The organism is Rhodomicrobium lacus (genome assembly GCF_003992725.1).
GTDB classification, from domain to species: Bacteria; Pseudomonadota; Alphaproteobacteria; order Rhizobiales; family Rhodomicrobiaceae; genus Rhodomicrobium; species Rhodomicrobium lacus.
Genome location: NZ_RZNF01000004.1, coordinates 205,897 through 213,991, shown reverse-complemented (window position 1 = coordinate 213,991; position 8,095 = coordinate 205,897). Strand labels below are relative to the sequence as shown.

8 protein-coding genes, 2 pseudogenes and 1 riboswitch are annotated in these 8,095 nt (G+C 62.7%); of the genes and pseudogenes, 7 read left to right on the top strand and 3 right to left on the bottom strand.

The genetic code is table 11. The features are described from left to right. Positions 1-109: 109 nt before the first annotated feature. A pseudogene (locus EK416_RS17970) lies at positions 110-289 on the top strand (MFS transporter); the annotation flags it as partial. A 344-nt stretch (positions 290-633) separates the two neighbouring features. Here the strand turns inward: EK416_RS17970 and EK416_RS07230 are convergent. Next, positions 634-1,884, bottom strand: coding sequence for a NupC/NupG family nucleoside CNT transporter (locus EK416_RS07230; protein ID WP_425376112.1), 1,251 nt, complete (start codon positions 1,882-1,884; stop codon positions 634-636). A gap of 139 nt (positions 1,885-2,023) precedes the next feature. Then, a riboswitch (cobalamin riboswitch) is annotated at positions 2,024-2,164 on the top strand. Between the two features lie 38 nt (positions 2,165-2,202). On the opposite strand from EK416_RS07230, the gene EK416_RS07225 reads away from it, so the two are divergent. Genes EK416_RS07225 through EK416_RS07215 form a run of 3 tightly spaced genes read left to right on the top strand, consistent with a single transcriptional unit; the run spans position 2,203 to position 3,830 of the window. Next, positions 2,203-2,421, top strand: coding sequence for a CbtB domain-containing protein (locus EK416_RS07225; protein ID WP_127076830.1), 219 nt, complete (start codon positions 2,203-2,205; stop codon positions 2,419-2,421). 18 nt (positions 2,422-2,439) lie between these two features. Next, positions 2,440-3,204, top strand: coding sequence for a CbtA family protein (locus EK416_RS07220; RefSeq protein WP_127076829.1), 765 nt, complete (start codon positions 2,440-2,442; stop codon positions 3,202-3,204). Then, entirely contained in the window at positions 3,201-3,830 is a 630-nt protein-coding gene (locus EK416_RS07215; protein ID WP_127076828.1) for a hypothetical protein, read from the top strand. Before EK416_RS07220 ends, EK416_RS07215 begins: the two co-directional genes overlap by 4 nt. Positions 3,831-3,913: 83 nt before the next feature. Here EK416_RS07215 and EK416_RS07210 read toward each other — a convergent pair whose 3' ends face one another. Together EK416_RS07210 and EK416_RS07205 are read right to left on the bottom strand one after the other, a co-directional pair. Next, a complete protein-coding gene (locus EK416_RS07210; protein WP_127076827.1) occupies positions 3,914-4,741 on the bottom strand; it encodes an amino acid kinase family protein in 828 nt (275 codons plus the stop codon). Positions 4,742-4,753: 12 nt separating this feature from the next. Beyond that, positions 4,754-5,566: an amino acid kinase family protein gene (locus EK416_RS07205; RefSeq protein ID WP_127076826.1), complete on the bottom strand. Its 813-nt coding sequence runs from the start codon at positions 5,564-5,566 to the stop codon at positions 4,754-4,756. Positions 5,567-5,968: 402 nt separating this feature from the next. Here EK416_RS07205 and EK416_RS18175 point away from each other — a divergent pair. The 3 genes and pseudogenes from EK416_RS18175 to EK416_RS07195 form a co-directional block, all read left to right on the top strand. Continuing rightward, positions 5,969-6,064, top strand: a pseudogene (locus tag EK416_RS18175) (helix-turn-helix domain-containing protein); the annotation flags it as partial. Positions 6,065-6,184: 120 nt separating this feature from the next. Beyond that, a complete protein-coding gene (locus tag EK416_RS07200; RefSeq protein ID WP_342634624.1) occupies positions 6,185-6,868 on the top strand; it encodes a substrate-binding domain-containing protein in 684 nt (227 codons plus the stop codon). Positions 6,869-7,046: 178 nt separating this feature from the next. Next, positions 7,047-8,042 (top strand): sulfate ABC transporter substrate-binding protein, encoded by a 996-nt coding sequence (locus tag EK416_RS07195; RefSeq protein WP_245433978.1) that lies wholly within the window; start codon positions 7,047-7,049, stop codon positions 8,040-8,042. Positions 8,043-8,095 lie beyond the last annotated feature (53 nt).

Genomic DNA, 8,095 nt, shown 5'->3' with positions numbered 1-8,095 from the left:
GGATATCAAACCAAATCCCCTATACACAAAAAAGCCTCGCCCCCAGCGGGGCTTTTTGCGTTCCTGCAACCGCTTGCCGAAAAAGCCGCCCCAAGTTCTGGCTTTCTTGGCCGGCATCGGCGTCATCGGCATGGCGTCGCCGATGCTTCAGGTGATCTTCGCAGGCAAATTGCTGCGGTTGGCGCAGAAGACGCAGATCGCCGCGATCGCAGCGGGCTTCGCGGGACTGCTTTCCGCCTTCAACATCGGCGGGCGTTTCGTCTGGGCGTCGCTGTCGGATTTCTTCGGCGTCGCGCTCAAGCGGGGCGGCGGCGGGTTCGCCAAGCTTGCGCAAAAGCCCGTCCGGCAGGAGCATTGGGACGACGCTGGATGCGAATCGCTTGTGCAGCAGTTCCGCCGGCAACCTCCCTTGCCAAACGCGGCGCTTCCGGCTTCGCGTTCGACTGATCTGCGGCGCCGCATGTTCGGCCGCCTCTTGTGCGAAACTCTCCTCAAGCTCGACGCGTTGCGGTTCGAGTTGTCGAGTGAGTGCTGCCCCGTTTCGAAGGCGCGCCGTAAGCGTCGTGGCGCAGCCTGGCCAAAACCTGAAAAACAAACCCTTTCACCGCGATCTGATTGCGATTCAGCCGGCCCCTAGGCCAGCATGCCGGCAACAGCCCCGCTCGACATCGTCGCAAGCGTGCCCGACACGATCGATCTCGGCGCAAGTTCCACGATTTCCGAGCGCCTTTCGGGCGCCATCACAGTCATGCCGCCGATCATGATCCCGGCGCTGCCGAAATTGGCGAAACCGCACAGCGCATAGGTCATGATCATCTTCGAGCGCGGGCTCAGCGCGTCGGGAGGCAACCGCGCGAGGTCGAGATAGGCGGCGAACTCGTTCACGACGGTCTTTGTCGCCATCAGGCCCGCCGCCGTGTCGAGTTCGTTCGCACCGATACCGATGGCCCACAGCAGCGGTTTGAATACGAGCCCGAAAAGCTGTTGCAGCGTAATCGCTCCGCCGCCCGGAGAGGGAATGAGGCCCAGCCCGGCATTGACGAGATGAACGAGCGCCACGAAGACGATCAGCATCGCGATGATACTGGCGACGAGGAAAATGCCGTCGGTCGTGCCGCGCGTGATCGATTCGAGGGCGCTCGACGGCGGGTCGCTCTGTTCGAGCACCGCAGGCTCGCGCGCGCCCGCATCGAACGGCACCATGATCGCGGCGATGGCGAGCGCGGCGGGCGTCGAAATCACGGAGGCGATGAGGATGTTGCCGAGCGCGCCCGGAATGACGGGGCCGAGAAGCGAGGCATAGATCACCATCATGGTGCCGGCCACGCCCGCCATGCCGCAACTCATGAGCGCAAAAAGCTCGCCGCGCGACATCCGGTTGAGATAGGCGCGCACCAGAAGCGGCGCTTCCACCATGCCGACGAAAATGTGGACCGCCGCGCCGAGACCGAGCGCGCCGCCGATGCCGAGCGTGTTTCGCAGGATAAAGGCGAAGCCGCCGACGATACGCTGGAGGATGCCGAGGTAGAGCATGAGGCTCGCAAGCGCGCTGATGACGAGCACGAGGGGAAACGCCTTGAAAGCCAGAACGAAACTCGCGCCCGGCGTCACTTCGCTGAAGGGCAGGGGCGCGCCGCCGAGATAGCCGAAAACGAGCGCGGTCCCGGCGTCGGTCGCGGTCTGGAGAGTTCCGACGGCGTCGTTCAAGGTCGCGAAAACGGCTGTCGCCGGCGGAAACTCGATGCACAGCACGGCGAGGGCTGTTTGAAGCGCTATGCCGCCCGCGACGATGCGGAGGGGAAGACGCCAGCGATCTTCGCTAAGGCACCAGGCCACGGCCAGAAGCGTGGCAAGGCCCGCCAATCCATGCGCTACTTGCAAAATGCAGCCCCCGGCTTTTCCGGCTCGGTCTGCCGGACCGCGACGGCAATCCCGTGAAGGCCGCGCTTCGGTCTGGATTACACATTTGCTATTGGCGCGCAATCCTGTCCGAGCATTCCGGGCACTTCCTCGCAACGCGCTCGGTATCTAGCGAGTTGACGGCGGTCGACACGGGGTTCATCATCCGCTCGCCCGAGATGAGGAAGCCGGTGAAATTCCGGCGCGGTCGCGCCACTGTTAACGGTCCCCGAGCCGTGAGTCAGACCCTCAAATTTCTCGGCGTCATAACTCGAACGGGACGCGCAATCCCAAGGAGATATCATGACCGACATCGCCCACCGGCACGACGTCGCTGACGTGCCGAACCTTGTCATTCCGCTCAGCAGCATTCTTCCGTGGGCCATCTTCGGCGGCCTGATCGCGCTCCTTGCGATCTATTTCGTAGGCGCCGAACAGGGCGCGGTGGCGATCTTCGACGGCATGATGGTGCATGAAGCCGTCCATGACGCCCGCCATCTGCTTGGTTTCCCCTGCCACTGACGTCGGAGCGAAAATCACATGGCTGGTTCCTATCTCGCGCGCGGCATGCTCGCCGGGCTTCTCGCCGCGCTCGTCACTTTCCTTTTTGCCTATACGGTCGGCGAGCCGCCGGTCGATCAGGCCATTGCCTTTGAAGAACAGACCGCCAAGGCCGAGGCGGCCGCCAAAGAGGCACGCGGTGAGCCTGCTGCCGCAGAAGAACCCGAACTCGTGAGCCGCAAGGTCCAGAGTACGGCAGGGCTTCTCACCGGCCTCGTCGTGTTCGGAACCGCGCTCGGCGGGCTGTTCGGCATCGCCAACGCCTTCGCTCAGGGCCGTCTGGGGCGGCTCAGCCCGCGCGCGACGGCGGCATTCCTCGCGCTGGCAGGCTTTATCGTGCTCTATCTCGTGCCGCAGATGAAATATCCCGCCAACCCGCCCGCCGTGGGTTCGCCGGAAACGATCGGTATTCGCACCGCGCTCTATTTCGGCATGATGGCACTCTCGCTCGCAGTGGCGTTTGCCTCTCTGAGCCTCGGCAAGATCTTCGCCCATCGCCTCGGAGCGTGGAACGGTGCGCTTGTCGGCCTTGGCGTCTACGCGCTGGCCGTCATCGTTGCTCTGGAAGCGCTTCCCACTATCCAGGAAGTGCCGGAAAACTTCTCGGCGCAGACGCTGTGGCAGTTCCGGGCCGCGTCGATAGGAACGCAGGCACTCGTCTGGACGTTGATCGGCGCGTTTTTCGGGCTTTTCGCCGAACGCACCGTTGCCAGACGCATCGCGGCGAAGCCCGTGGCTGCATGAGGCGCATCGCCGATTACGGGGCGCTTCTGATGGCCGGGCTCGTCCCGGCCATTGTCTTTCTCGCGGTCGCGCCGGTCGCCGAGGCCCATAGAAAAAGCATCGGACCGACCGGGGGCATCTCCATCGAGAGCATCCCGCATGGGCAGATGGCTGTGATCGCGCGTCATCGCGCCGCGATTTTCGCGCTCGCCGACGCTCAGGTGAAGCCCGACGAAAAGCTCTGGCGTCTGCGCAACTATGCGGAAATCCAGTTTACAGCCTGCCTGTGGGGGCTCGCACCGTCGGCTCTCACCGACGAGGAAAGCCCCTTCAACGAATGCAGCCACGCCTATCTCGCGGCGACCATGGCCCTCCTCTCGCATATGGCGAGCCGGGACGGCGCGCGCGCGGAAACGAAGGCGCTCGCAGCGGCGGTCGAGCGCGATCTGCTGCTCGATGGAACCGGCGCGCTCTGCCAATGGTCCGGCGAGCCTTACAATACGGCGGATGTCGTCTGGCCCGAACTAGGCGCCATTCCTCGCCATGCGCCGACCGCGCTTGCTGCTGCGGGCCTGACGGCGGCGCTCATTGGCGGTGCTTGGGGATTGATGCTGCTGCTTCGGCGCATCGCGTCGAGGGATGCCTGAAGCGTTTTTTTCGCGTCGACGTTCGGTGAAGGGAGATAGTGGAGCGCCTCCGTTTCGATAAAGGCGCCCCATTCTGAGTGCGGCTACGCCGGATGCGCGCCGGTGCGAACGATGGTACCGACATGCTCGCCGCGCAGCGCTGCGGTGAGCCGCCCCGGCACGAGCCCGTTCACGATCTGCACGCGCTCGATGTGACGCGCGGTGGCCATCACCTCAAGCAGCGCGCGGTCGAACGGAAGTGTGCCCTCGTGCTTTGCGAGATCGGCGGCGCTCGTCTCCTTCAGGAGCTTCGCCCTTTTCCCGTCGGGGCCGTTCGGGTCGGTGGTGTAAACCCCGTCCACATCCTCCACGATCGTGAGGCCAGCCGCGCCGAGCGCGTCGGCGAGCAGGAACGCGCCCGTGTCGGCCCGATGGGGCGGAATGCGCGAGCCCGGAAACTCGTGGTTATGATAGGGCGGGAAGGCGCTGCCCACCACGGCACGGGCGGCCGAAAGGTGGATGGCGAGCTGGTCTGCCATGGTCGGATGCTCGATATAGGAGACGCCCTCAGGCGCGAGCAGCGACGCGAGGATGTGGCCGTTCTGGCCCGCCTCGCTTGCGGCGAGTGGCGCAAGAGAGCCGACGGGAAGACCGAGGTCCAGCCCCACGCCATAGAGATGGCGCGCGCGGATACCGGCGCCGGTCAGGATTAGGAGACGATGCTCCGGCAGCAGTTTCCGCAACTCGTCCACGATGGGCAGGATCGCCTCGTGGCCGCGGTCCAGGATAGAGCGGCCGCCGATCTTGACGACCTGCAGCCACGGCAGGATGCGGATGGGGCGCACGCCCGCGACGGGGGCGGTAAGCTGGCCGTCGAGGAGCGTCTGGCGTGCGAGCGGCGAGGCGACGTGTTTGATGGTGTTGGCAGACATTTCGGTGATCCCTTAGCTCGCAGTGATGATGGTGCCGACGTGTTCGCCGGCGAGGGCGCGCGTCAGGTTGCCGGCGACGAGGCCGTTGATGACCTGTACCTCGCGAACGTGCTTCGCCGATTTGAGCAGGTCGAGCATCGGGAATTCGAGGATCGAGTCGTGCAGCCCCTTGGCCTTCATCTCGTCGACCGATATCTTCGGGATGAAGGTGGCGTTCTTCGAAGTCTTCGGGTTTTCGGTGTAGAGGCCGTTTTCGTCCTTAACGAAGATCATCGCTTTCGTTCCGAACTGCTCGGCAACGAGGAAGCAACCTGCGTCGGTGCGATACGGCGGAATGACGGTATCGGCGGCAGGGCGCACCCATAGTCCGTAGGGCGGCATGCCGGAGAAAACCACGGCGTTCACCTCGGCCAGGTAGAGCGGCACAGCCGAGAGCCCCGCGTTGCTGACCGTGGAAATGCCATGCTTGGCGAGCAGCTGCCCGATCATTTCGGCGTTCTGGCTCGCGACCGATGCGCCGAGCTGTGAAAGCACGCCAGCCGGAAGGTTGAGCCCCGCCGCGATCGAATAGAGGTGTCGGGCGCGCGTGCCGGCGCCGGTGCCGATCAGCAGTTTGTGCGCCTTGCGGACGGCCACGATTTCTTCGACAAGCGGATAGACCGCCGAGCGGCCCCGGTCGATGACGCTCTGACCGCCGATCTTGATCACGGTGGCTTCGGGCAGAATCCGGTAATCTGCCGCCTTCTCCGCCGCAGACAGAAGGTCCGGATCTGTCAGCGAGCGCTGCATGAGGAGCGTCTCAAGCTCTGATGTCGTATTGGCCATTGGGGTGCCTTTTCGTAGTTTTTATGTATTTCCACTTTTGCTTTGCCTGGGTTGATATGATATTTGGCACCGCTTCAGCAATATACGAAAATAGTGCGTATTCCACGGCGTCCGGAAGAAACGGCAAAGAAGATCAAAATTCAGCGCGTTTCATCAATCGTTCGCATCAGGCGGCAGGCGAATTCAACATTCCATTGAACCGGAAGTTTCATCGGGAGGGTGCTTTCCGCTTTAAGTGCCGACAAGGCCCTGTTTCTGCTGGTAAAATGCGATCAGTCCGTCCGAGGGCGGTGCACGCACAAAGAGACGTGATGGCCTGAAGGGAAGCCGGAATGTTTCGCCCTGCGGAATCGCGCATTCTGCGGTATTATTTTCCGCATCCGAAATTTTCGCACCAAAGCCATGTCCGACTTTCTGACCACCCGTGAACTCGCCGTGCTGCTGCGGGTGAAAGAGCGCAAGGTTTACGAGCTTGCGGCCGCTGGAACGCTGCCGGTCCGGCGCGTGACCGGAAAGCTCCTGTTTCCGCGCGAGGAAATAGAAACATGGCTCGGCACCAGAAGCGGCGAGACCCCCGTCGTGGCTTCGGTCAATGGCAGGGAATCCGCCAGGCCCGCTGTGGTTGTCGGCAGCCACGATCCTCTGCTGGAATGGGCATTACGGGAATCGCGCTCGGGCATCGCGACGTTTCTCGACGGTGCGCTCGACGGTCTCGACCGCGCGGCGGCCGGCGAGTGCGTCGCCGCCGGATTGCATATTCCGGAAGCGTCCGGCTGGAATGTCGCCTCGGTCGCAGATCGCTTCGGCAAGGAACCGTGGGTGTTGATCGAATGGGCGCGCCGCACGCGCGGGCTTGTCATGCGGACCGATCTTGCGAGGAAGCCGCGCTCATTGCGCGACGCGAAGGGGCTCCGACTTCTTTGCCGCCAGCCGGAAGCGGGAAGCGAGCTGATTTTCAGTCAGCTGCTCGCTTGCGAAAAGCTGCGACCGCAAGACTTCAACCTCGTCGGGATGGAGCGGTCGGAATCCGATCTTGTTTCAGCCATCGCGGCGAATCCAGAAATTTCTGAAGTTTTGCGCACTTCCTGCGTTCCATGCGAAAGCCGAAGACCTCGGCGGCTACGACATATCCGGCTTCGGGACGGTCCATTTCAACGGAAGCTGAGCGCCGGCAAGGTCAGCCTCGCAGCAGGGGGGCGTGCCAAGCAATTTTCCGCGATCAGCCCGGATTTCCGAAAAGGGGAGCGAATAAAAAGTCCGTCTCGCCGATGCTCTGCACTGAGAATCCTGTTCCAAAAATAAGCCAAATATTAGCATGACGATAGATGTCGAAACCGGCGTTTGCCAATTTCTTGGCAAAGATATGCTGGATGCAAGACACGCGCGCTCATATAAATCCATCTATACCCGTTGCCGCCGGGCGTGGCCCGGCCTTCCGGTCCGTTATTCCGCCAGACACCATAAAAGCTGGAGCAATTCTTTGCCAAGAACGCCCTTCGCTGCCGTGATCGCATTTGCGGTCCTCGCCTTCTCGACACCAACCTTCGCGCAGACGACGATCTTCAACGTCTCCTACGATGTGACGCGCGAGCTTTACAAGGAGATCAACCCCGCGTTCGAGGCCGACTGGAAGGCGAAGAGCGGAGAAGCTGTCACGGTGAAACAATCGCATGGCGGGTCGAGCAAGCAGGCGCTTTCCGTCCTCAATGGCCTCGAAGCCGACGTCGTTACCATGAACCAGTCTCCCGACATCGACGTCATCGCCGACAAGGGCATCATCGCCAAGGATTGGCGCGACCGCTTCCCGTTCAAGGCTAGCCCCTATACGACCACCACCGTTTTCGTCGTGCGCAAGGGGAACCCGAAAGCCATCAAGGACTGGGACGACCTGACGAAAAAAGGGCTTCAGGTCATTGTGCCGAACCCGAAGACTTCGGGTAATGGCCGCTATACGTATCTCTCGGCATGGGGCTATTCCCTCCAGAAAGGCGGGGATGCCGCCGCCGCGAAGGATTTCGTCACGCGGCTGTTTGCGAACGTGCCCGTGCTCGACGGCGGCGGACGCGGTGCGACGACGACCTTCACGCAGAACCAGATCGGCGATGTTCTGATCACCTTCGAGAGCGAAGCCCTGGCGCTCGCCCGAGAGATCGGCGAGGACAAGTTCGACATCGTGTATCCGTCGATCAGCATCGAGGCCGAGCCGCCGGTGGCGGTCGTCGATTCGGTCGTCGACAGACGCGGCACGCGAAAGCAAGCGACAGCCTATCTCGAATTCCTGTTCTCACCGCAGGGGCAGGAGATCATCGCGAACCGCGATTTTCGCCCGCGCGATGCTGAGGTTGCCGCGAAACATGCGAGCCGTTTCCCGGCGCTGAAAACATTCACGGTTGAGGGGCTTCTCGGCGGCTGGGAAAAAGCACAGAAAGAGCACTTCGGCGAAGGCGGCGTCTTCGATCAGATCTTCCAGAAGTAAAAAGAGACAAGCGCGAGGGCGGACAGAAGGCTCGCTTCTCCGCCCTCGTCCCC